Origin of the sequence: Pseudomonas sp. W15Feb9B, from assembly GCF_000828175.1 — a bacterium.
Classification (GTDB): domain Bacteria; phylum Pseudomonadota; class Gammaproteobacteria; order Pseudomonadales; family Pseudomonadaceae; genus Aquipseudomonas; species Aquipseudomonas parakoreensis.
This window is the reverse complement of record NZ_JTKF01000030.1, coordinates 1-1248: the sequence shown is the minus strand read 5'-3', so window position 1 is coordinate 1248 and position 1248 is coordinate 1. Positions and strand designations below refer to the sequence as shown.

The following is a 1248-nucleotide window of genomic DNA, read 5'->3' as shown; positions in this document are numbered from 1 at the left end:
GGAGCTGGCTTGCCAGCGAAGGCGGCCTGACAGCCGACCAATTTCCAACAGACCGCACCCATTCCCACTGTGGGAGATTCTATGTTGCTCAGCAACCCTAGAATCTCAAACTGATCGGTATTCGCCCTGATTCTTCATCAGGGTGAATGCCACTCGGCAGAGCTTGCGAGCAAGAGCTACCAACGCCTGTGTTTTCGAGAAGCCTCTGGCCAGGTAAGACTCGTAAAAAGGCTTCCACTTGGTTGAGCGACACGCCGCCATTGCGGCGTTGTAGGCTAATCGACGGATCTCCGGATCTCCTTTTTTGCTCAGGAACCTCGGGCCGTTTTTTTTCCCCGAATCGTCCACCGTCAGATCCATACCCAAAAACGCGATGAACGCGTCGCTGTTGGCAAAGTCACCGCGCATATAGGTCGTTGCCAACCCAGTCGCAGTCAGTTCTCCCACGCCCTCGATTGCTTTGCAGCGGTCAATATTGTCTTCAATACCGGCCTCTTTGCTGACTTTGCGCAGCAGTTTTTGAATGACCTTGTCGGATCGCTCGAATGCCTTTTGCTGAGCCGTACGTTCTTTCTTCAGCAAGGGTTCATCGGCCCAGCTCAACATCAGACCCGTATGGTTCTGAATCAGCGTCGCGCGTCTGTGCAGCAAGCTTTTCAGTACGGTGTAGGCTTTAGGAGGCGGGTTCCAAAGCCGCAGTTTGCTTTGTTCATTCGTCAGATAGCGTGCGAGCACGCGTGCATCGCAGGGATCATTTTTGGCTCGCTGACCGACACCGCGACGATAGTGGCTGACTCGATAAGCATCCACCACATAGACCTGATGTCCCATCGCATGAGCCAGATCAACAGTCTCCAAATGGTAGATATTGGTGGCTTCGACAGCGATAGCGCTTTGCGCGGGCAGAGTTTTGAGCCAACGTTTGAGGGCGGCACGATCATTCTCGACCGCTTCAATGGTTTCCAAATCGGCGCGATAGACAACGATTTCGGCCTTGGCGATATCGATACCAACAACCGTCTGCGAAGTAAGGATTGTCATGACGAATCCTCGGAGCTAGGGTTTAAGAGCTTGTTGGGGTCTACCGTTGCGCTGGCTTGTCTCTGTCGTCGGTTTACCGATGAATTCCTTATTGGCGCTTTGGGTAGAAGGGGCGGGACGAGAAGTCTCCCACGGTCTGTACTGGTCAGAGTCAGAATCGAGTCTGTAGTCCCGCCCACCCCTTCAAGTCTAAACATACAAGCGAGC

1 protein-coding gene is annotated in these 1248 nt (G+C 53.5%); it reads right to left on the bottom strand.

Annotation, left to right across the window (positions count from 1 at the left end; all coding sequences use genetic code 11):
- Positions 1–105: 105 nt before the first annotated feature.
- Complete coding sequence (locus OC71_RS16785) at positions 106–1041, bottom strand: IS110 family transposase (RefSeq protein ID WP_041071558.1); 936 nt, start codon at positions 1039–1041, stop codon at positions 106–108.
- Between the last annotated feature and the right edge of the window lie 207 nt (positions 1042–1248).

What these genes read in the sequence shown, in the direction of transcription:
- OC71_RS16785 (WP_041071558.1), bottom strand. Translation starts at nt 1,041, where the DNA reads ATGACAATCCTTACTTCGCAGACGGTTGTTGGTATCGATATCGCCAAG.